This window comes from Streptomyces sp. 11-1-2 (assembly GCF_003595545.1).
Lineage (GTDB): Bacteria > Actinomycetota > Actinomycetes > Streptomycetales > Streptomycetaceae > Streptomyces > Streptomyces hygroscopicus_B.
In genome coordinates, this window is record NZ_CP022545.1 from 7,083,070 (window position 1) to 7,104,249 (window position 21,180).

14 protein-coding genes and 2 pseudogenes are annotated in these 21,180 nt (G+C 71.1%); 9 read left to right on the forward strand and 7 right to left on the reverse strand.

What is annotated here, in order from left to right; genetic code table 11:
• Positions 1-38: 38 nt before the first annotated feature.
• Positions 39-1,007 (forward strand): SDR family oxidoreductase, encoded by a 969-nt coding sequence (locus CGL27_RS30465; protein ID WP_240450695.1) that lies wholly within the window; start codon positions 39-41, stop codon positions 1,005-1,007.
• 219 nt (positions 1,008-1,226) lie between these two features.
• On the opposite strand, the gene CGL27_RS30470 is transcribed toward CGL27_RS30465, so the two are convergent.
• Entirely contained in the window at positions 1,227-2,129 is a 903-nt protein-coding gene (locus CGL27_RS30470) for an MFS transporter (protein ID WP_240450696.1), read from the reverse strand.
• Positions 2,130-2,139: 10 nt separating this feature from the next.
• On the opposite strand from CGL27_RS30470, the pseudogene CGL27_RS30475 reads away from it, so the two are divergent.
• Positions 2,140-2,697: pseudogene (locus tag CGL27_RS30475) on the forward strand (LysR substrate-binding domain-containing protein); the annotation flags it as partial.
• A gap of 64 nt (positions 2,698-2,761) precedes the next feature.
• Here CGL27_RS30475 and CGL27_RS30480 read toward each other — a convergent pair.
• Both CGL27_RS30480 and CGL27_RS30485 read right to left on the reverse strand, forming a co-directional pair.
• Positions 2,762-3,343 (reverse strand): Uma2 family endonuclease, encoded by a 582-nt coding sequence (locus tag CGL27_RS30480; RefSeq protein ID WP_119991323.1) that lies wholly within the window; start codon positions 3,341-3,343, stop codon positions 2,762-2,764.
• Positions 3,344-3,396: 53 nt separating this feature from the next.
• Positions 3,397-4,862 (reverse strand): annotated as a pseudogene (locus tag CGL27_RS30485) (M1 family metallopeptidase).
• Positions 4,863-5,291: 429 nt separating this feature from the next.
• On the opposite strand from CGL27_RS30485, the gene CGL27_RS30490 reads away from it, so the two are divergent.
• The 6 genes from CGL27_RS30490 (at position 5,292) to CGL27_RS30515 (ending at position 14,067) form a co-directional block, all read left to right on the forward strand.
• Entirely contained in the window at positions 5,292-6,044 is a 753-nt protein-coding gene (locus CGL27_RS30490) for a GntR family transcriptional regulator (protein WP_119991324.1), read from the forward strand.
• A 272-nt stretch (positions 6,045-6,316) separates the two neighbouring features.
• Positions 6,317-8,053 carry a hypothetical protein gene (locus CGL27_RS30495; RefSeq protein ID WP_119991325.1) on the forward strand — a complete coding sequence of 579 codons (1,737 nt, stop codon included), beginning with the start codon at positions 6,317-6,319 and terminating at the stop codon, positions 8,051-8,053.
• Positions 8,054-8,324: 271 nt separating this feature from the next.
• Entirely contained in the window at positions 8,325-9,986 is a 1,662-nt protein-coding gene (locus CGL27_RS30500; protein ID WP_078643333.1) for an APC family permease, read from the forward strand.
• 174 nt (positions 9,987-10,160) lie between these two features.
• Positions 10,161-10,346, forward strand: coding sequence for an SPOR domain-containing protein (locus CGL27_RS30505; protein WP_078643335.1), 186 nt, complete (start codon positions 10,161-10,163; stop codon positions 10,344-10,346).
• A 301-nt stretch (positions 10,347-10,647) separates the two neighbouring features.
• Complete coding sequence (locus CGL27_RS30510; protein ID WP_119991326.1) at positions 10,648-11,136, forward strand: (deoxy)nucleoside triphosphate pyrophosphohydrolase; 489 nt, start codon at positions 10,648-10,650, stop codon at positions 11,134-11,136.
• Positions 11,137-11,382: 246 nt separating this feature from the next.
• The gene (locus tag CGL27_RS30515; RefSeq protein WP_205587773.1) at positions 11,383-14,067 is read left to right on the forward strand and encodes a SpoIIE family protein phosphatase; all 2,685 of its coding nucleotides are present in this window, start codon (positions 11,383-11,385) and stop codon (positions 14,065-14,067) included.
• 74 nt (positions 14,068-14,141) lie between these two features.
• On the opposite strand, the gene CGL27_RS30520 is transcribed toward CGL27_RS30515, so the two are convergent.
• The 4 genes from CGL27_RS30520 to CGL27_RS30535 form a co-directional block, all read right to left on the reverse strand.
• Complete coding sequence (locus CGL27_RS30520) at positions 14,142-14,912, reverse strand: succinate dehydrogenase/fumarate reductase iron-sulfur subunit (RefSeq protein ID WP_119991327.1); 771 nt, start codon at positions 14,910-14,912, stop codon at positions 14,142-14,144.
• A complete protein-coding gene (locus CGL27_RS30525; protein ID WP_078643341.1) occupies positions 14,909-16,864 on the reverse strand; it encodes a fumarate reductase/succinate dehydrogenase flavoprotein subunit in 1,956 nt (651 codons plus the stop codon). Before CGL27_RS30525 ends, CGL27_RS30520 begins: the two co-directional genes overlap by 4 nt.
• A gap of 15 nt (positions 16,865-16,879) precedes the next feature.
• On the reverse strand, positions 16,880-17,731 hold the full coding sequence (locus CGL27_RS30530) for a hypothetical protein (RefSeq protein ID WP_119991328.1): 852 nt from the start codon (positions 17,729-17,731) through the stop codon (positions 16,880-16,882).
• A gap of 75 nt (positions 17,732-17,806) precedes the next feature.
• Entirely contained in the window at positions 17,807-18,091 is a 285-nt protein-coding gene (locus CGL27_RS30535) for a hypothetical protein (RefSeq protein WP_078643343.1), read from the reverse strand.
• A gap of 307 nt (positions 18,092-18,398) precedes the next feature.
• Here CGL27_RS30535 and CGL27_RS30540 point away from each other — a divergent pair, with 307 nt between their 5' ends.
• Entirely contained in the window at positions 18,399-20,528 is a 2,130-nt protein-coding gene (locus CGL27_RS30540; protein ID WP_119991329.1) for an ABC transporter family substrate-binding protein, read from the forward strand.
• The last annotated feature ends 652 nt before the right edge of the window (positions 20,529-21,180 follow it).

Sequence of the window (21,180 nt, forward strand, 5' to 3'; positions counted from 1 at the left end):
AACCGCAGGGGGAGACCCGTCGGCAGGAGACGAGGACCATGAAGACAAGCGGACGAGGACTAGGCCGCCACGGCATCGCCCGCCGCCCGGGCCCGCACACCGGCGTCTCAGCGCTGCGCGGACGCGTGGCCGTTGTCACCGGAGCCGCCCGCGGCGTCGGCGCGGCCCTCGCCGCCGCGCTGTCCGAGGCCGGAGTACGGGTGGCGCTGCTCGGCCGGGAGGAGGAAAGGCTGCGGGAGGCGGCGGCCGGGCTGCCCGCGCCCACCCTGTGCGTCGAGGCGGACGTCACCGACCCGGCCGCCCTGGACGCCGCCGCACGCGAGGTCGAGGCACGGCTCGGCCCCGCCGACGTCGTGGTGGCCAACGCGGGCATCGCCGTCAGCGGGCCCTTCCGCGACACCGATGCCGGCCTGTGGCAGCGGGTCGTCGACGTCAACCTGACCGGCGCCGCCAACACCGTCAGGGCCTTCCTGCCCCACCTCACCCGCACTCGCGGCTACTTCCTCCAGGTCGCCTCCACCGCCTCGTTCGGCTCCGCGCCCATGATGAGCGCGTACTGCGCCTCCAAGTCGGGCGCGGAGTCCTTCGCCCAGGCCCTGCGCTGCGAGCTCGAACCCGACGGCATCGCCGTCGGCGTCGCCTACCTGCACTGGACCGGCACCGACATGATCGGCGGCATCGACGACAACCCGGTGCTGCGAGCCCTGCGCGCACACCAGCCCGGGTTCGCCCGCCGCGTCCAGACCCCGGCGCGGGTGGCCGGCCTGCTCACCGCCGGCATCGTCCGCCGCGCTCCCCGCGTCTACGCGCCGCCCTGGCTGCGCTGGTGTCAGCCGCTGCGCCCAGTCTTCCCCGCCCTCGTCGCCCACATCTCCCGGCGCGAGCTGCGGCGCCGGAGCGGGGCCAAGTTCACCGTCGGCACCGGAGTAATGGGCGCGGGCGGCCGCGCCGACTGGAACGCGCACCGGTCCGCGGCGAGTCCGCGACCGGGCGGGCAGGCAGACTGACCGGCAAGGACGCTCGGATCCAACCGGCACTGCCGGCCCCGCCGGATCACTCGACCGGATGAATCACCCATCCGCCCCAGAAGCGGCTTTGGATCACCCGCGTGACCCTTGCTGCTTCTCGGGCCACCGCGTGCGTCCCTCGCTCGTGATCGAGGGGCGCAGGCGCCCGGCGGTGATCAGCTGGGCCAGGGCGAGTCGTAGCGCCGGGCGAGGTCGACGTCAGTGAGGTGGGCTGGAAGAGTCACTGACTGAGGTGCTTCGGAAGACAGACACACCTGCGGGAGCGGGACGGCTCTGGTCGCGGGGCTTGCGTCCGCGGTCGAGGGGCGTGCGTCCGCGGTCGCGGGGTGTTCGGCCGCCGGCGGCCTGGGCGAGGACCGCGCCGAGGACGGCGGGGACGGCGAAGAGGATGAAGTTCCACCGGGGTGCCAGGTCGGCCGCGAGGAGCCAGCCGCCGAGCGTGGGGCCGGCGATCGCGCCGATGCGGCCCACTCCGAGCGCGACGCCCACCGCGCTGGCCCGCGCTGTCACCGGATAGGTGCGGGCAATGTACACATTGAGCAGTCCCTGGACCCCGACCGCGCCGCAGCCGCCGAGGATCACGATGCCGTAGAGCACCGGCAGCGGCAGCTGGGCGCTCATGGCGACGATCGCGGCGGCCCCGAGGGCGAAACTGGCGGTGACCGTTCCCTTCGATCCGGCACGGTCGGCCAGCAGTGCCATGGCGAGTCCGCCGACGGTGGCGCCGAGATTCAGCAGGATGAGGAAGGTCTGCGAGGATCGCAGCGGATAGTCCGCGGTCCGCATCAGCTCCGGCAGCCAGGTGTTCATGCCGAAGATGAGCAGGAACGAAAGGGCCGCCATGGCGCAGAACAGCAGTGTGGTGGCGAGGTAGGGCGGCCTCAGCACCAGCCGTACACCGTGGCTGCCGGGGGCCGGGGCCGACGTGCTCACCGCCTGCTGGTATTCCGTGGACTCGGGCAGCCAGGCGTACGCCATGGGCAGTACGAGCAGCCCGGCGAGCCCCCCGACCAGGTACTCCGCATGAAAACTGTGCCCGCTCAGCAACGTGTTGGCGGCGAGGGCCGCGAACGCACCGCCGATGGGCGTCCCGCACTGCACGATCCCCGAGTACAGATTCGATGCCCGCCGGGTGGACGTCCTGTTCAGCGGCCCCGCCGACCGCACCGACTTCCTGCTCGACGGCCGGGCCGACGTCGGTCTGCTCTACGTACCGTTCGACGATCTCGACGGCCTGGACCACGAGACGCTCCACGCCGAGGAGCGGGTGGCCATCGTCCCCTCCGCACACCGCCTGGCCGGGCTCGCCGCGGCGCGGATGGCCGACCTGGAGGGTGAGACGCTGCCGCGCTGGAAAGGCGTGCCCGGGGGCGACGGCACCGGTCCGGAGGTCGCCGACGTGGTCCAACTGCTCCAGATGATCAAAGTGGGCCGGATGATCGGAGTACTTCCCCGGTCGCTGGTCGAGCCGCTCCCGCCCGGCCTGGTCGGTGTACCGGTATCCGACGCCCCGCTCAGCCGCCTCGTGCTCGCCTGGAACGAACAGGACCGCCGCCCGCTGCTCGCCTCGTTCGTGGCCGCGGCGCTGAGGGTTCCCCCCGGAATGGCCGGCCTGGTCGGGGCCGATGCGTCAGGGGCGTCCTTGACGTCGGGCCGAGGGGGCATCTGAGCTCCCTTACGGGGATGGCGACGCGCGAAGGGGGCCGGTTCCCGGAGTCCGGCCCGTCGTCGTCTCACCTGCTCTTGTCGGGGGTGAGGTCATCCAGATTGATGTTGACCTTGAAGGGGACCGTCCGCTGGAGGTTGTGGCGGAAGATTCCGGCGGGGGCGTAGGCACCGGTCGGCTCGTCGAGCTCATAGACATGGACGACGGGGGTCCCAGCCTCGTCCTCGATGCACCAGTAGTGGGGAATCCCGGCCTCGGCGTACTTGCGAAGCTTGACCGTTCGGTCCCGGTGGGCCGATTCGGGGGAGACGACCTCGACGACGAGTTGCACCTCATCCGCCGCGAACCAGGTGCGGTCCCTGTCGAAGTCGGCTGTCGTCACCAGCAAATCCGGTTCGGGCCGGTTGCGCTGATCCAGCTTGATCGTCATCTCGCGGTCGACCCTCGCCCCTGCGGGCACCTGCTCCATGAGCGCGACGGTGAGCATTGTGACGAGGTGGCCGTGCCACCACCTCTGCGGGGACACCATGAAAACGAGTGCTCCGTCGATGAGCTCGGTATGACGGGGTGCTTCCGGCAGGCGGTCCAGGTCCTCCGCGAACCAGCCTTCCGCGCGCGGTGGGCGCATCCAGTCGGGCAGTGCGGTCATGGCTCAACCGTAGGGGTTTCGGGCGACGGAGGAGCGCCACCTTCCCCTTGCCGTCAGGGCCTCTTCGGCTTGCCCTTGCCGTACAGCCAGACGTCGAAGAGACGGGTCAGGTCCTTGCCGGACTTGCGTTCGCACAGCTCGATGAACTGCTTCGTGTCCGCGTTGCCGTGCCGGTGGTCCTTGACCCACGTGCGGAGGATGGAGAAGAAGGTCTTGTCGCCGACGGCCCGGCGGAGCTGGTGCAGCACCATCGCGCCGCGGCCGTAGACGGGCGGGTCGGAGACGCTGGCGACGCTCGGGGGTTGGCGGGCGGGAAGTCCCAGATGCCCTCGCTCTCGTCGTCGGTGCCGTCGTAGAAGTCGTCGAAGATCTGCTGGGCGGTGCGGCCGTCGTGGTCCTCCTCCCACAGCCATTCGGCGTAGGTCGCGAAGCCCTCGTTGAGCCACATGTCCTTCCAGACCCGGGGGGTGACCGAATCGCCGAACCACTGGTGGGCGAGCTCGTGCACGACGAGCCTCTGGTCCGGGGCCGCGTCGAAGTACGGCTTGGTCTGGGTCTCCAGGGCGTAGCCGAGGCCGGGGAGGTGGTCGACGACCGCGCCGGTGGAGGAGAAGGGGTACGGGCCGAAGGTGCGGCTCTCCCAGGTGATGGCGTCGTCGACCTGGTCGGTGATGTGCTTCGCGCGGTCGGCCTCGGTGGGGTCGACGGCGACGTAGACGGGCAGGCCCTTGCCGGTGGTCGTGGTGCGGACGTCGAAGCGGCCGATGGCGACGCTGGCCAGATAGCTCGCCATGGGCTCGCCCATGTGCCACCGGAAGGTGGTGCGGCGGTCGCGGGTCTGCCGGCCCTTCAGCTCCCCGTTGGAGACGGCGGTGTAGCCCTCGGGAACGGTGACGTCGATGTCGTAGGCGGCCTTGTCGGAAGGGTGGTGGTTGCCGGGGAACCAGGTCATGGAGCCGGTCGGCTCGCCGAGCGCCACGGCGCCGTCGTCGGTGCGGATCCATCCCTCCTTCCCGGTGTCCTCGCCGGTCAGGGTCTTCGGCTTGCCGTCGTAGACGACGGTGGCCGTGAAGGTGCGGCCCTTGGGGAGGGCCGAGGCGGGGGTGAGGACCAGCTCGGTGCCGCTGCGGGCGGCCTTGGCGGGGCGGCCGTTCACCGTGGCCTTCCGGACGCGCAGCCCGGCGAGGTCGAGGTGGAAGGAGCGCAGGGCCCGGTCCGCGCGGGCGGTGATCCGGGCGGTGCCCTTCAGACGGCGGGTGCCGGGCGTGTAGTCGAGGGCCAGGCGGTAGCTCCGCACGTCGTAGCCACCGTTGCCGAGCCGGGGGAAGAGCGCGTCGCCGACCCCCGCGGTGCCCGCACCGGCGCTGGACGACCCGGCCGCGCCCTGCGCCCCGGAACCACCGGCGCAGCCCCCGACGCACAGCGCCAGGAGCAGCACGCCGGGCAGCACCCGTGAGATGGGGCGAACGGTCCTGGGCGCCACGCGGTGGGGCTCCCAGGCGAGCGGTTCGTCGTCCATCGCGGTCCCTACGCTTCGGCGGCTGCTGCTCAGGAGACTAGCGGGCACCGGGGCCCGCCCGGCGGAGGTCCGGGGCCCGCCCGGCAGCCATCAGGACCGGCCCCGCGCCGCCCGCACGATCAGTGTTCCGATGTGCCCCGGCTCCGGCGCGGCGACGACCTGGGCCCTGGCCGATCTCCCCGACTGGCAGCAGGAGACGGACGCGGACATCTTCGAGGCGATTGAGAAGAGCGTGAACTGACGGGGCGAGAGCGCGTCGCGGTTGCAAAGGTCTGGGCGGGGGCCGGGGTTGGGCAGCTCACCCGGCCTTGTGCGAGTTAAACGTCTCTGAGCTGCAGTTCACCACTTCTAGTGAAGCTATGGCCTTGAGTTGCAATCGACAACGCTGGGTTGCCAAGCTGTGGCTGACTGTCAACCCAGGGAGTGCACGTGGCCTTTGGTGACCAGCCCGCATACCTCCGCGTCGCCGACGATCTGCGGAAGAAGATCGCCGGGGGTGAGCTGCCACCGCATGCGCGTCTCCCCTCTCAGGCCAGGATCCGGGAAGAGTACGGGGTTTCGGACACCGTCGCCCTCGAGGCGCGCAAGGTGCTGATGGCCGAGGGGCTGGTCGAGGGGCGGTCGGGGTCGGGGACGTATGTGCGGGCCCAGCCGGTGCCGCGGCGGGTGGTGCGGGGTGGGTTTCATACCGCTGGGGAGGCCACGCCGTTCCGGCAGGAACAGGCCGATGAGCGGGTCATCGGGAGCTGGGACGCCCACAGCGAGCAGGAGGAGGCCGGGGCGGAGATCGCCGGGCGGCTGGGGATCGACGTGGGGGAGCGGGTGATGCGCACCCGCTATGTGTTCCAGTCGCAGGGGGAGGCCGTCATGCTCTCCACCTCCTGGGAGCCGCTCGCCGTCACCGGCCGTACGCCCGTGATGCTGCCCGAGGAGGGGCCGTTGGCCGGGCGCGGGGTCGTCGACCGGATGGCCGCCCTCGATCTGGTGGTGGACAACGTGGCGGAGGAGGTCGGCGCGCGGCCCGGCCGGGCCGAGGAGGTGCTGGCGCTCGGCGGGGTGCCGGGGCACTGGGTGCTGGTCACCTCGCGTACGTACTTCGCGGGCGGCCGTCCGGTCGAGACCGCCGATGTGGTGGTGCTGGCCGAGCGGTATCGGGTCGCCTATCGGCTGCCGGTGAAGTGATTCTTCGTTCGGCCCGTGGATGCTCGGCGTCCCCGTCGGTGCCCATCGCCCGCGTTGGTGCTCCCCGTCCCCGTTCGCCGTTCCCGTTGGCGCTCGCCGCCCCCACGGCGCTCACCGATAGTCGGGCGGTCCGTCCCGGCGCGTCTTACCGCGAGTTAACCGCCTCCCCGCCGCCGTAACGGTCCGGCAATGCCGCACCGCCGCCGCCCGTCACCTGCGGCTTCTAGCTTCCTGGGGCTAACGGAACGGCCCGAGCGACAGGGGAAGCCGGTATGACGGATACGGTCGATGCGGTCGGCACGGTCGATACGGCCGCACCCGAGGCGGGAGCGTCCGCGGCAGCGGCCTCGCGGCGTGGCTACGCCCGGCTCGCGGCGGACGAGAGCCGCGAGGACTACTCGCTGCGCTACGCACCCCACTCCTACCGCCGCTGGTCGCCGACCATGGTCGCCTCGACGGCGCTCGGCGGGATCGCCTATCTCGCGGACTTCGCCATCGGCGCGTCCATCGTCTTCACCTACGGCTTCACCAGCGGTATCGCCTCGATCCTCACCGCGGCGACGATCATCTTCCTGACCGGCATCCCCATCGCCCGCGCCTGTGCGACCTACGGCCTGGACATGGACCTGATCACCCGAGGTGCCGGATTCGGCTACTTCGGCTCGACGCTGACCTCGCTGATCTACGCCAGCTTCACCTTCATCTTCTTCGCGCTGGAGGGCTCGATCATGGCGCAGGCCATGCATCAGGCTCTCCATATCCCGCTGCCGGTCGGCTATCTGCTGACCACCCTCATCGTGATCCCGATCGTCTTCCGCGGTATGGGCGCGCTCGCCAAGGTGCAGGCGTGGACCCAGCCGGTCTGGCTGATCGGGCTCGCCCTGCCGTTCGTGGTGCTGGCCTTCGAGGCGCCGGACTCCTGGGGCGCGTTCGCCTCCTTCGGCGGGACCGAGGGCGCGGGGTCCGGGTTCGACTGGATCGGATACGGCCTGGGCACGGGTGTCGCGCTCTCACTGATCGCGCAGATCGGTGAGCAGGCCGACTATCTGCGGTTCATGCCCGCGAAGACCGAGGAGAACCGGCGGCGCTGGAATCTGGCGGTCCTGGCCGCCGGCCCCGGCTGGGTGGTCATCGGCGCGGCCAAGCAGATCGGCGGTGCGTTCCTCGCGTTCGTGGCGCTGGGCGCGGTCGGCAAGACCCATGCGCTGGAGCCCATCGCCCCGCAGATCGAGGCGCTGAAGCCCTGGCTGGGCTCGGTCGCGCTGCCCGCCGCCGCGCTCTTCGTGGTGGTGTCCCAGATCAAGATCAATGTGACCAACGCCTACAGCGGCTCGCTCTCCTGGTCCAACTTCTTCTCCCGGGTCACCCACCGCCACCCGGGCCGGGTCTGGTACATCTTCCTCAACCTCGCCATCGCGCTGGCGCTGATGGAGATGAACATGTTCGCGGCGCTCAACAAGCTGCTGGGCTTCTACTCCAACGTCGGCATCGCCTGGATCGCCGCCGTCGCCGCCGATCTGGTCATCAACAAGCCGCTCGGGCTGAGCCCGAAGTACATCGAGTTCAAGCGGGCGTATCTGCATCCGGTGAACCCCGCCGGATTCGGTGCGATGGTGATCGCCTCGACGGTCTCGATCGTCGCCTTCTTCGGGGCCTTCGGGGAGGTGGCCGAGGCGTTCTCGACCTTCATCGCCTGCGGTCTGGCGCTGGCGCTCTGCCCGCTGCTGGCCTGGCTCACCGGGGGGCGCTACTACTTGGCCCGGCAGAACCCGGTGAACGGGCCGGGCGCCGAGGTCCCGGACATCACCGCCACCCACCTCTGCGCCTCGTGCGAGACGGCGTACGAGCTGCCGGACATCGCCGACTGCCCGGTGCGGGCGGGGGCCGTCTGCTCGCTGTGCTGCTCACTGGACGCCGAGTGCGGGGATGTCTGCCGTAAGGCGCCCACGGGCGAGCCGGTGCTGATGCCGCTCCCCAGTGTGCGTACGGGCCCGACCGCCGGCACCTGATCGTGGACCCCGCTCACGGTTCCTGAGCCCCGGCCTCGCTCACGGTTCCTGAGCCCCAACCCCCGCTCACGGTTCCTGAGCTCCAGCCCCGCTCACGGTTCCTGAGCCCGGTTCCCGCCCCCGGCGCCTGAGCGCGGTTCCAGCGTCCGCTGTTGCAAAACTCACATCGGCGCAGGTGAAAGGGGTTACTGGAAGGTGATCATCCATTTCGCTCTTACGATGGACCGGTTTGTGTCCGGTCGTCGGGGGGGCGAAGGGAGTGCCAGGAACGTTGAGCACGGAGCAGGGTTCCCACTCGCATTATCGAAGGTCACTCGGACCGGTGGCCCTCACCGCCGTGGGTCTCGGGTCGATCATTGGCTCCGGCTGGCTCTTCGGCGCCGAGCGCGCCGCCTCGCTGGCCGGACCCGCCGCCATCCTGGCCTGGGTGATCGGCGCCGCCGTCGCCCTGACCATCGCCCTGACCTACTCCGAGCTGGGTTCGATGTTCCCCAAGGCCGGGGGCATGGTCCGGTACGGCCAGTACTCCCACGGCTCGCTGGCCGGATATCTGGCCGCCTGGGCCAACTGGATCGCCATCGTCTCCGTGATCCCCGGTGAGGCCACCGCCTCCGTGCAGTACATGAGCTCCTGGGACTTCGGCTGGGCCAAGGCGCTGTACGACGGGAAGGAGCTGACCGGCAGCGGTGTCGCGCTCGCGTCCGTGCTGCTGCTCTTCTACTTCTTCCTCAACTGGTTCGCGATCACCCTCTTCGCGAAGACCAACACCGCGATCACCGTCTTCAAGGTGGTCGTGCCGACCCTGACCGCCGGGGCCCTGCTGCTGTCGCACTTCGACACCGGCAATGTCACCGGCCACGGCGGCTTCACTCCCAATGGCTGGAGCTCCGTGTTCACCGCGGTCGCCGTCTCCGGCATCGTCTGGGCCTACAACGGCTTCCAGTCCCCGCTCAACATGGCCGGTGAGGCCCGCAACCCCGGGAAGTCGCTGCCCAAGGCCGTCATCAGCTCGATCCTCATCTCGCTGGTGATCTACGTCGCGCTGCAGATCGCCTTCCTGACCGCCGTCCCCGCCGCGGATCTGCAGCACGGCGGCTGGTCCGGGCTCTCCTTCAACTCCCCGCTCGCCGATCTGTCCCTGGCCTGGGGCCTGAACTGGCTGGCGATGCTGCTGTACGCCGACGCCTTCATCTCCCCGTCCGGCACCGGCATGATCTACGCGGCCACCACCTCCCGCATGATCCAGGGCGTCCAGGAGAACGGCCATCTGCCGAGCATCTTCGGCAAGGTCGACCCCAAGACCGGCATTCCGCGCCCGGCGCTGCTGCTCAACCTGGGGATCGCCTTCATCTTCCTCGCGGTCTTCCGCGGCTGGGGCTCGCTGGCCGAGATTGTCTCCGTCGCCACCGTGATCTCGTACATCACCGGTCCGGTCGCCGTGATGTCGCTGCGCCGCCTCTCCCCGGACCTGCCGCGCCCGGTGAAGCTGCGCGCGATGCCGGTGATCGCGCCGATCGCGATGGTCTTCGGCTCGCTGGTGCTGTACTGGGCCCGCTGGCCGCTCACCGGCAAGGTCATCTTCATCATGGCGATCGGGCTGCCGATCTGGGCCTGGTACGAGCTGCGCAAGCCGTGGGCAGAGCTTCGGCCGCATCTGGCCGCCGGTGCCTGGATGGTCACGTATCTGCTGGTCATGGCGGCGGTGTCGTGGGCCGGTGGCAAGGAGTTCGGTGGCCGCGGCTATCTGCCGGGTGGCTGGGACATCCTGGTCGTCGCCCTGATCGGGCTGGTCTTCTACGTCTGGGGTGTACGCAGCGCATGGCGCAATCCGACGCTGCTGGAGGCCGAGCGCGAGCTGGGCACCGCCCCGGCCGGTGAGGACAGTGAGGACAGTGAGGACGACGACCGGGCGAAGGCCGACGCGCGCGTCTGAGGCATACGTCTGAGGATATTCATCTGAGACATGGCCGGATGAGTGCCTCGTTGTAAGAACACGTATCCGCTGCGTGAAGGTAGGGCGTAGGCTCGGGCATATGCGGATCGGGATTTCCTTCATGGTGTCGCGGGGGCGTACGCCCGGGCGGGCCACAGCGGAGAGGGCGGGGAGATGAGTGACGGGAACGCTGTGCTGCCCTGGCTCGTGATCCGCCAGGACACCAACGGCAACCGCTACCGCGTCGGGCGCTACGCCACGAGGACGGAGGCCCAGGAGGTGGCCGACCGCCTGGAGGGCCAGGGCCAGGAGCAGTTGTACGTGGTCGAGCGGACCGCCGCGACCCGTCAGTCCGGCTAGGCCGTCAGTCCGGTCGGCTGGTCGGCCCAGTTGGCCCGCGGGAATCGGCTCGGCCGGCAAGAACCGGGCCCGCCCGCAGGATTCGGGTCAGCCCGTAAGGATTCGGGTCAGCCCGTAAGGATCCGGCCGGCTCCCGAATGGGGTCAGCCCGCAGGAATCCGGTCAGTCTTCCCGGAATTGGGCCGGCCCACAGGAATCCGGCCCGTCCGCGGGAATACGTACATCTTCCCAGGGCCCCGGGGCGTCCGCCCCGGGGCCCTGGTGTGTATCGGCGCAGGCCAGGCAGGCTAAGGTGCGGCGCATGAGCGTGCGTGTGGTGGTGGGTGGAGCGGTGTTCGACCGGGGGCGGCTGCTGGCCGCGCGGCGCAGCGCCCCGGCCGAGCTCGCGGGCCGCTGGGAGCTGCCGGGCGGTAAGGCCGAGCCCGGGGAGACCCCGCCGCAGACGCTCGTCCGCGAACTGCGCGAGGAACTCGGGGTCGAGGTCGAGCCGCTCGAACCGCTGCCGGGGGAGTGGCCCTTGAAGCCCGGCTATGTGCTGCGGGTGTGGACCGCGGCCCTGCGCTCCGGTGAGCCGCGCCCGCTGGAGGACCACGACGAGCTGCGCTGGCTTCCCCCGGACCGGGTGGACGAGGTCGATTGGCTGGACGAGGACCGCCCAGCGGTGGCCGAGGCGGTCCGCCGGCTGCGCGCGGCCGAGGGTGCCGGGCAGGGCGCCGAACAGGGTGCCGGGCAAGGCGCTGAGCAGAGTGTCGAACAGGGCGCCGAGGGCGCTCCTCCGCGTACCCCTTGAGGCCGTCCCGCGCGGGGCCCGTTCGAGGTCTCGTACAGGGAGAATCCATGGGGTTCGAGCCGCCTCCACCTGGTTAGGAGTGAGGGGGAGCGCTGATCATGAGCGCTTCACCAAAAGCCGGGACGGAAACCGATGGCGGGCTGAGATAGTGCTGTGATCGTGAAGACCGTACTCGGGATGGCCGATGTGCTGGATACTCGGCTATCTGGAGCCGGTCGGAGCACCTGAGCCGGAGGGGACGGGCGCATGAGCGAGAAGCCAGCGGGGGCTGATATCCCCGAGGAGACGGTTGGTTCGCAGGTGTCGCCGGTGTCACAAGGGTCTTCGGTGCCGGACATGTCGCCCGTGTCCTCGATGTCGGCGGTGTGGCAGAGCAGCCCGCCCGGCTCGATCTATGACTACATCCAGGTCGCTTCCTTCGCACTGGGGCCCGACGGCCGGATCGCGCAGTGGAGCGAACGGGCCGCGGAACTGCTGGGGCTGACGGCGCGCCAGGCCATCGGCAAGGATCCGGTGGAGGCGTTCGTACCGCCCGAGTACCAGGAGACCGGCCATCGCGCGGTCGCCGACATCCTGGACGGCCGGGAGTGGACCGGGCTGGTCCCCTACCGTAGCCCCCAGGCGCCGAGCGGACATGGCATCGCCGAGGTCTATGTGATGCCCGCTCAGGATGAGGACGGGAAGCGGGCCGCGCTCTGTATCGCGGTGGACGTCAGTGCGTTGCGCGGGCTGGAAACCGATCTTGCTTCTTCACAGGCCGTTTTCGGTCAATCTCCGCTCGGTTTCTTCCTCTTCGGGACCGATCTGCGGATGCTCCGGGTCAATGAGCGTTTTGCGAAGGTTTTCGGCCGCCCCGCCGAGGAATACCGCGGGGTGACCCCGCACGATCTGCTGCCGCGCGGTGAAGCCGACCGGCTGGCCGCCGCCCTGCGCCAGGTCCTGGACTCCGGGCAGGCGCTGACCGATATGCCGCTCATGGGCCAGACTCCGGGCAGCGCCGACCGCCGCCGCTGGTCGGTCTCGCTCTACCGGCTGCACAGCGGCTCCGGCCGCCCCATCGGCATCGCCGGACTGGCCACGGACGTCACCGGCCGCCGCCGCGCCGAACAGGAGGCCGCGGGCGTACGGCGCAATCTGGCGCTGCTGAACGAGGCGGGGGCCCGAATAGGCACCTCGCTCGATCTGGAGACCACCGCCCGGGAGCTGCTGGACGTGGCCGTGCCGCAGTTCTGCGACCTGGCCTCCGTCGACCTCTACCAGGGGCTGCTCTCCGGCGACGAGACCCCGCCCGGACTCGCCGACGGCAGCGCCGAGTTGCGCCGCGTCGCCTTCGCCAGCGCGGTCTCCGACGGCCCGGTCGCCTTCGGCGACATCTGCCGCGTCAACACCGCCGAGGACCCCAAGCCCATCCAGGTCGGCGAGGTCCACCGCTACCCCTTCAACTCCCTGTGCGCCCACGCCCTGCGCACCGCCCAGGTCCGGGTCGTCCCCGGCCGGGACGGCAGTGAGAGCCTGGAGCTCGGAGCCATGCTCCAGTCCACCCTCGTGGTGCCGATGGTCGCCCGCGACACCGTCGTGGGCCTGGCCCAGTTCTCCCGTACCAAGGGCAGCGAGCCCTTCGGCGAACGGGACCGCGCGCTCGCCGTCGAGCTGGCCGCCCGCGCCGCCGTCAGCATCGACAACGCCCGGTTGTACCGCAGAGAACATGAACGCGCGCTGATACTGCAGCGCAGCCTGCTCCCGCCCGGCGACCCGGAGGCCGCCGGGCTCGACATCGCCTGCCGCTATCTGCCGGGGAACGCGGCGACCGAGGTGGGCGGCGACTGGTTCGACGTGATCGAGCTGCCCGGGCACCGCACCGCGCTGGTGGTCGGCGACGTGATGGGGCGGGGGCTGCGCGCCGCCGTGGCCATGGGCGAACTGCGCACCGCCGTACGCACCCTCGCCCTGCTCGACCTGGAGCCCGCCGAGGTGCTCTCCGCGCTGGACGAGATCGCCCTCGGCCTCGGCACACCGGGCGGCTCGCACGCCGGCGCGCGGCCGGGATCGCGCGCCCGCGGCAGCAAGGCCGACGACTCGTCCGACCTGACCGAGGTCTATCTCGCCACCTGCGTCTACGCCGTCTACGACCCGGTCACCCGCCGCTGTACCTTCGCCAACGCCGGACATCCGCCCCCCGTCCTGGTGGAACCGGGTGAGAACGCCCTGCTGATGGAGGTCCCGCCCGGCATGCCGCTCGGCGTCGGCGGCGAGCCGTTCGAGGAGATCGAGGTCGAGCTCCCCGACGGCGCGCTGCTGGCCCTCTACACGGACGGTCTGGTCGAGTCCCGCGACCACACCCTCGACGAGGGACTCCAGGCCCTGCGCGCGGCCCTCGACACCCCCGACGGCGGTAACGCCGCGGCCGGATCCCTCGAGGACGTCTGCGACCACGTCCTGAGCACCCTCGACACCCACCACGGCGAGGACGACATCGCCCTGCTGATGGCCCGGGTGCAGGGCCTGTCGGCCGAGTCGGTCGGCGACTGGCACCTTCCCAGCGCCCCGCAGTCCGTGGGCCGGGCCCGCGAACTGGCCCGGGAGCAGCTCGAGTCCTGGGGTCTTGACGGTCTGGTGGACACCACCGAGCTGCTGGTCAGCGAGCTGGTGACCAACGCCCTGCGGTACGGCGAGGGCGAGATCAGGCTGCGGCTGCTGCTGGACCGCACGCTGGTGTGCGAGGTCTGGGACGGCGGTCTGGTCCAGCCCCGGCGGCGGCGCGCCCGGGACACCGACGAGGGCGGGCGCGGGCTGCAGCTGGTCGGGCTGCTCAGCGCGGGCTGGGGGAGCCGCAGGACCCCGTTCGGCAAGACCGTCTGGTTCGAGCTGGCCCTGCCGGACGGCCGGTCCTCGGGGCCGGACTCGGTGGAGGCGCTGCTCAGCCTCTGGTGATAGGTGATAGCGGCGGGCCGGGCGCGGTCATGGCAGCGGGCCCGCCATCGGCGGGCCCGCGACACGGAGGGGAGCTACTGCCCCCGGCGCCGGATCTTGTTGCCGAGCCAGACCAGCGGATCGTACTTACGGTCCACCGCCCGCTCCTTGAGCGGGATCAGCGCATTGTCGGTGATCTTGATCTGCTCGGGGCAGACCTCCGTACAGCACTTGGTGATGTTGCAGTAGCCCAGTCCGTGCTCCTCCTGGGCGGTGCGCTTGCGGTCGAGCCCGGTGTCGGCAGCCGCGTCCAGCGGATGCATGTCCAGCTCCGCGACCCGCATCAGGAACCGCGGCCCGGCGAACGCCTCCTTGTTCTCCTCGAAGTCCCGCACCACATGGCAGGTGTCCTGGCACAGGAAGCATTCGATGCACTTGCGGAACTCCTGCGACCGCCCCACGTCCTCCTGCCACATCCGGTACTCGCCCGGCCCCACCCCTTCCGGGGGGACGAAGGACGGCACCTCGCGGGCCTTGGTGTAGTTGAACGACACGTCCGTCACCAGATCCCGCACCACCGGGAAGGCCCGCAGCGGGGTGATGGTGATCGTCTCGGCCGGGTCGAACACCGACATCCGGGTCATGCACAGCAGCCGGGGGCGGCCGTTGACCTCGGCGCTGCACGAACCGCATTTGCCCGCCTTGCAGTTCCAGCGGACCGCCAGATCGGGGGCCTGGGTCGCCTGCAGCCGGTGGACGATGTCGAGCACGACCTCGCCGTCGTTGACCTCGACGTGGAAGTCCTTCAGGCCGCCGCCGTCCTGGTCGCCCCGCCACACCCGGAAGTGGGCCTCGTACGCACTCACTGGGTCAGCTCCTCGTCCGTCAGGTACTTCACCAGCTCGTCCTTCTCGAACAGGTTCAGCAGATCGGGCCGGATGGGCGGCATCTCGCGCCGCTCCAGCCGGATCTGGCCGTGTCCGGTGTCGGGTGCCGCCAGCCCGCCCGAGGGGTCGGAGAGCCGGCAGACCAGATTGAGCCGTCGCCATCCGCGGTCCATCTCCGGGCAGTCGTCGCGGGTGTGCCCGCCACGGCTCTCGGTCCGCTCCAGCGCGGCACGGGCCACGCACTCGCTGACCAGCAGCATGTTGCGCAGATCGATGGCCAGATGCCAGCCGGGGTTGAACTGCCGGTGCCCCTCGACCCCGGCGCGGCGCGCCCGGACCCGCAGACTGGCCAGTCGGTGCAGCGCCTCCTCCATCTCCCCGGCCTTCCGGATGATCCCCACCAGGTCGTTCATCGACTGCTGCAGCTCCTGGTGGAGGGTGTACGGGTTCTCCGGCGGCCCGGCCGGACCCGCGCTCTCGTCCGGCTCACCGGCCTCGGCGCTGAACGGGCGCAGCGCCTCGGCCGCCGCCAGGTCCAGCTGGGTCTCGTCCGGCACCGGACGGGTGCCCGAGGCCGCGGTCTCCTGGGCATAGCGGGCCGCGTGGAGCCCGGCGCGGCGCCCGAAGACCAGCAGATCGGAGAGGGAGTTGCCGCCGAGCCGGTTGGAGCCGTGCATTCCGCCCGCGACCTCGCCGGCGGCGAACAGACCGGGCACCCCGGCCGCGGCCGCGGTGTCCGGGTCGACGTCCACCCCGCCCATCACGTAGTGACAGGTCGGGCCCACCTCCATGGGCTCGGCGGTGATGTCGACGTCCGCGAGCTCCTTGAACTGGTGGTGCATGGAGGGCAGCCGCCGCTTGATGACCTCGGGGGACATCCGGGTGGACACATCGAGGAAGACCCCGCCGTGCGGGGAGCCCCGGCCCGCCTTCACCTCGGCGTTGATGGCGCGGGCCACCTCGTCGCGGGGAAGCAGCTCGGGCGGGCGGCGGTTGTGGTCCGGATCCTCGTACCAGCGGTCGGCCTCGCCCTCGGACTGCGCGTACTTCTCCTTGAAGACGTCCGGGATGTAGTCGAACATGAAGCGCTTGCCCTCGCTGTTGCGCAGCACCCCGCCGTCGCCGCGCACCGACTCGGTGACCAGGATCCCCTTCACCGAGGGCGGCCAGACCATACCGGTCGGATGGAACTGCACGAACTCCATGTTGATCAGCGGGGCGCCCGCGAGCAGCGCCAGCGCGTGGCCGTCCCCGGTGTACTCCCAGGAGTTGGAGGTCACCTTGAAGGACTTGCCGATACCGCCGGTGGCCAGCACCACGGCCGGGGCCTCCAGCGCGAAGAAACGGCCCGACTCGCGCTCGTAGCCGAAGACACCGGCGACCCGGTCGCCGTCCTTGACGATCCGGGTGACCGTGCACTCCTGGAAGACCTTCAGCCGGGACTCGTAGTCGCCGGTCGCGGCCTTGTCCTCCTGCTGCAGGGAGACGATCTTCTGCTGGAGGGTGCGGATCAGCTCCAGGCCGGTGCGGTCCCCGACATGGGCGAGGCGGGGGTACTCATGGCCGCCGAAGTTCCGCTGGGAGATCTTGCCTTCCGGGGTGCGGTCGAAGAGCGCGCCCCAGGTCTCCAGCTCCCAGACCCGGTCCGGGGCCTCCTGGGCGTGCAGCTCGGCCATCCGCCAGTGGTTGAGGAACTTGCCCCCGCGCATGGTGTCGCGGAAGTGCACCTGCCAGTTGTCGCGCTCGTTGACATTGCCCATGCTGGCGGCGATGCCGCCCTCGGCCATCACGGTATGGGCCTTGCCGAACAGCGACTTGCAGATGACGGCGCAGCGCATGCCCTGCTCGCGGGCCTCGATCGCGGCCCGCAGCCCGGCGCCGCCCGCGCCGATCACGACCACGTCCCACGCCTGCCGCTCGACTTGCGTCATCGATGAGCACCTCTCCTAGAAAAAGCGGGGATCGTCGAAGGCACCGCTCGCCACCAGATAGACGTAGAAGTCCGCGACGGCGACGCTGATGAGAGAGGCCCAGGCCAGCTGCATATGGCGGGCGTTGAGCCCGCTCACCCAGCCCCAGAGCCGATAGCGCACCGGGTGCCGGGAGAAGTGCTTCATCCGGCCGCCGACGATATGGCGGCAGGAGTGGCAGGAGAGGGTGTACGCCCAGATCAGCGTGATGTTGGCGAGCAGCACCAGGGTGCCCAGGCCCATATGGCCCCAGCGGCCGTGCTCGTCCCGGAAGCCGAGCACGGTGTCATAGGTGAGGATCCCCGCGACGATCACCGCGAAGTAGAAGAAGTAGCGGTGGATGTTCTGCAGGATCAGCGGGAAGCGGGTCTCGCCGGTGTACTTGGCGCGGGGCTCGGCGACGGCGCAGGCGGGCGGCGAGGCCCAGAAGCCCCGGTAATACGCCTTGCGGTAGTAGTAGCAGGTGAGCCGGAACCCCAGCGGGAAGATCAGGATCAGCAGCGCGGGGGACAGGCCCCACCATGCGCCGAAGATCTCCCAGTTGGCGCCGCCCTTCATGGGCACGCAGTTCTGGGCGACGCAGGGCGAGTAGAAGGGGGAGACATACGGCTCTGCGTAGTAGTCGTCCCCGGCGAAGGCCCGCCAGGTGGAGTAGACGATGAACGCGAACAGCCCGGCGGCGGTGATCGCCGGGGAGAGCCACCAGCGGTCGCTGCGCAGATGGCGGGCGGGGATGGCGGCGCGTGAGGCGCCGTGCACGCCGTGCGGGGCCGTCCCGCCGCCTGCGGGCGCGGGTGTGGTGGCTTGGGGGTCGGTGCCTGTGGCCAAGGGGAACTCCGCGGTGGAGTGGTATGGGGGGACGGTGGGGGGCGCCCCGACGACGGGAGGCGCGCCGGGCCGTCCCTAGGGCGCGTGGCGATCGCGCGCGCCGAGGCCCTCGTCGTCGACGTCCGACCACAGCGCACTGTTGTACGGCGCGTCGGGGACCGGAACCATCTCGGGGCGTGGTCGCTCCTCGGGAGCGGTCTCGCGCAGGAGGGCGAGGCTCTCGCGGAGGTGGTCCGCGTCGGTGCGGACACGGCGTATCTCCAGCCCGCCGGCGCCCACCCGCTGCTCCAGCCGGGAGACGGAACGGACCAGGTCATCGAGACAGCGCTGGACGGCCGTCAAGTCGTCGGTCAAGGACATGACTTGCCCTCACTTCCGCGGTTGCGGTTGGCGACGCTCATGCGACAGCGAGTGTTACGCGCCACGGTCGTGGTTGTGAAGGGATCTGTCGGGATTGGCGGCGCCACCGGCGCGATTCCGCCGCCGCGCGCCGGAGTGCGCGCCCGCCGCATTGATCCGGTCGGGTGATCCTTTCCCCTCATGGCCGTCTCCATGGCCTTCTCGGCGTGCTGTCCCATGAACCGTCGCTTTGAGTGAGGAGTATATGCGATCAGCGTCACACTATGCCAAATGCGCATATATCCGTCACCCTGCGGAGGTACGAGCCATGCCCCTCACCAAGCGCCGCCGCGCCATGCTGCTCGCCGCGGGAGTGATGCTGCCGCTGCCCGTACTGACCGGCTGCAGCTCGGACGACGACGGCCCGCCGCCGCCCGCCGCCTGGGACATCGCCTCCGCGCCGCGCAGCGGGACCACCGGTACCGGCACCCTGCGCTGGGCCCTGGATGCGGCACCCACCACCCTCAACGCGTTTCAGAAGACCGCGGACACGGGCACCCAGCGGATCGCGGGCGCCGTGCTGCCCTCCCTCTACACCCTCGACGCCCGGGGCAGGCCCCAGCGCAACGCCGACTATCTGACCGCCGCCGACGTCACCTCGTCCGACCCCAAGCAGGTCGTGGTCTACAAGCTCAACCCCAAGGCGGTGTGGAGCGACGGCCGCCCGATCGGTGCGGAGGACTTCCAGGCCCAGTGGCGGGCGCTGCGCGGCACCGACGAGGCGTACGGGACGGCACGCAACGCCGGATACGACCGGATCGCCAAGATCGAACCCGGGGACAAGGAGCACGAGGTCAAGGTCACCTTCGCCAAGCCGTACACCGACTGGCGCTCGCTGTTCACCCCGCTGTACCCGAAGAGCGTGATGGACAACCCGGCGGTCTTCAGCGCACCGGCGGCCAAGGGGCTCGCGGTCGGCGCCGGGCCCTTCATGGTGCGCGAGGTCTCGGACGGCTCCGTCACCCTGGTCCGCAACCCCCGCTGGTGGGGCGACCGGGCGCGGCTGAGCAGGGTGGTCTTCCAGGCGGTGTCGGCCGAGAAGCGGGCGGAAGCCCTGATCGCCGGGCGGCTCGATCTGGCCGAGGTGGACCGGGCCACCGCCCGGCGCATCCGGGCCACCGCCCCGGACAAGCGGGCCGCGGGCACCAAGCAGGGCTCCTCGGCCCCGGGCAAGGCGGGCGCGCCGGAGCCCTCCCTCGGCTCCGGCCGGGAGGCGGCCGGAGCCGAGGGAGGGGCCACCGGCGACACCGACAAGAACCGGTCGCAGACCCGGGCGCTGAGCAGGTTCACCCTGCGCAAGGCCCTGGACTCCGCCTACACCCAGCTCGCCCTCAACGGCACCAAGGGCCCGCTCGCCGATGAGCGGGTGCGCCGCGCGGTGGCCCGCGCGATCGACCGGAAGGCCCTGGCGAAGCTGGTGCTGAAGCCGATGGGGCTGCCGTCCGAGCCGCTCGGCAACCATCTGCTCATGGCGGGCCAGCCGGGCTACAAGGACCACAGCGGCGCCCTCGGGGACAAGGACACCAACGCCGCGCAGTCGCTGCTGGCGGACGCGGGCTGGCGGGCGAGTGACGCCGGCCGGCAGAAGGCGCTCGACGGCAAGACGGACGACCGGGGCAGGCGGCACAGCGCGCCGACCGCCACCGCCACGGACCCGGGCACCGACGGCGCCACGGACTCCGCCACGGACTCCGCCACCGGCACGGACTCCGCCACGGACCCCGCCACCGACAGCGCCTCCGGAAGCGCGTCCCAGAGCGCCTCCGGCACCGCCTCCGCCTCCGCCGCGAACTCCGAGCGCCCCTCCGACGCCGCCCCCGCGGCCGGTGACGCCGGGCGGTCCGGACGGCTCGGGGAGGCGGCCGTCGTACGGAAGAAGGGACGGCCGCTGGTGCTGCGCTTCGTCCTCCCCGACGACCGGACCGCCGCCCCGCTGAGCACGGTCGGCGAGCGCATCGCGCGGATGCTGGAGAAGATCGGCGTCCGGACCGAGATCACCAAGGTCTCGGGCGAGAGCTACTTCCGGGACCACATCGCCACCGGGGACTACGACCTGGCCCTCTACTCCTGGCCCGCCTCCGCCTACCCGGCCACCGACGGCCGCCCCATCTACGCCAAGCCGCAGCCCGCCGCCGACGGCTCCCTGGTCGTCGAGCAGAACTACACCCGGGTGGGCACCGACCAGATCGACCAGTTCTTCGACCAGGCGCTCTCCGAGCTGGACGGCGGTGCCTCCCGTTCCCTGGTCAGCCGCGCGGACGCGCGGATCTGGGCGGCGGCCGGATCGATTCCGCTGTATCAGCGCCCCCAGTTGATCGCGATGCGCAAGGGCCTGGTCAACGCGGGCGCCTTCGGCTTCGCCACCCCCCGCTACCAGGACATCGGCTTCCGCCGCTAGGGGGTGTCCGGCGGGTCTTGGCGCCTGCGGCGGGCTGCTCCCCTCCCCGCCCCTCCCCGAAACTGGGGCTCCGCCCCAGACCCCGGACCGGGGCTCCGCCCCAGACCCCGACCGGGGCGTCCGCTCCAGGCCCCGGGCCGGGGCATCCGCTCCAGGCCCTGGGCCGGGGCGTCCGCTCCAGGCCCCGGGCCGGGGCATCCGCTCCAGGCCCTGGGTCGGGGTGTCCGCCCAGGTCTCGGGCCGGGGTGTCCGCTCCGGGCCTCGGGCCGGGGTGTCCGCTCCAGGCCCCGGACCGGAGCGTCCGCCCGGACCCCGGACCGGGGCGTCCCGCTCCAGACCCTGGGCCGGGGCTTCGCCCCGTCCCGCGGCATCGATATGCGGCTCCGCCGCGTACCAGGGGCTCCGCTCCCGGACTCCGGGGTCCAGGGGCGGAGCCCCTGGTATCGGGAAGGGGCGGGGAGGGGAAGGACCCGCCGGACACCCGTAGAGCAGCCGCCGGAAGAACCGCCGGACGAGGCGACCGGCGCGGGGGACGGGCCGCGAGACGGGGCGCGAGACGGGCTGCGGCATCCGTCTCCGCGCCGTCCCCGTACCATGGGGGTGAGGCCGAGGCGTGATCAGCCCGGCGGAAGGCGCGTCGCACAAGGAGCGC

Excerpts from the sequence above, each read along its gene's own strand:
- CGL27_RS30535 (WP_078643343.1), bottom strand. The coding sequence starts at position 18,091 with ATGTCCTTGACCGACGACTTGACGGCCGTCCAGCGCTGTCTCGATGAC.
- CGL27_RS30525 (WP_078643341.1), bottom strand. The coding sequence starts at position 16,864 with ATGACGCAAGTCGAGCGGCAGGCGTGGGACGTGGTCGTGATCGGCGCG.
- CGL27_RS30510 (WP_119991326.1), top strand. The coding sequence starts at position 10,648 with ATGAGCGTGCGTGTGGTGGTGGGTGGAGCGGTGTTCGACCGGGGGCGG.
- CGL27_RS30515 (WP_205587773.1), top strand. The coding sequence starts at position 11,383 with ATGAGCGAGAAGCCAGCGGGGGCTGATATCCCCGAGGAGACGGTTGGT.
- CGL27_RS30465 (WP_240450695.1), top strand. The coding sequence starts at position 39 with ATGAAGACAAGCGGACGAGGACTAGGCCGCCACGGCATCGCCCGCCGC.
- CGL27_RS30540 (WP_119991329.1), top strand. The coding sequence starts at position 18,399 with ATGCCCCTCACCAAGCGCCGCCGCGCCATGCTGCTCGCCGCGGGAGTG.
- CGL27_RS30505 (WP_078643335.1), top strand. The coding sequence starts at position 10,161 with ATGAGTGACGGGAACGCTGTGCTGCCCTGGCTCGTGATCCGCCAGGAC.
- CGL27_RS30495 (WP_119991325.1), top strand. The coding sequence starts at position 6,317 with ATGACGGATACGGTCGATGCGGTCGGCACGGTCGATACGGCCGCACCC.
- CGL27_RS30480 (WP_119991323.1), bottom strand. The coding sequence starts at position 3,343 with ATGACCGCACTGCCCGACTGGATGCGCCCACCGCGCGCGGAAGGCTGG.